Annotated in this window: 1 protein-coding gene; it reads right to left on the reverse strand. The window is 74.9% G+C overall.

The window, feature by feature from the left end; translation table 11 throughout:
* A partial coding sequence (locus MRBLMU1_RS32735) for an Ig-like domain-containing protein (protein WP_363507637.1) occupies positions 1 to 378 on the reverse strand: 378 nt, incomplete at both ends.

A 378-nucleotide genomic window follows, 5' to 3' on the forward strand; every position in this document is an offset into this window, starting at 1 on the left:
GCTTGTCGGCGTCGGACACGCCCGTGTCGGACGCGGCGTCGAGCACCGGGGCGCCCGGGGCGCCCGGCGCGGCGCGGTCGATGGTCACCACCAGCGGCGCCGACGGCGCCGAGATGTTGCCGGCCAGATCGACGGTGCGGGCCGTCAGCGTGTGCGCGCCGTCGGCCAGCGCGGCGCTGGCGATGCTCCAGACCCCGGTGCTGGCGTCGCTGGTGGCGCTGCCGACCAGGGTGTCGCCGTCATACAGCTGTACGGTGATGCCGGCCTCCGCGCTGCCGGTGATGGTGGGCGTGGCGCTGTTGGTGATGTTGTCCGTGGCCGAGACGCCGCTGTCGGTGGTGAGATCGAGTCCGGTGGGCGCGGCCTGCGCCGTGGCGT

The sequence above is a fragment of the Burkholderia sp. LMU1-1-1.1 genome (assembly GCF_040675865.1).
Lineage (GTDB): Bacteria > Pseudomonadota > Gammaproteobacteria > Burkholderiales > Burkholderiaceae_D > Rugamonas.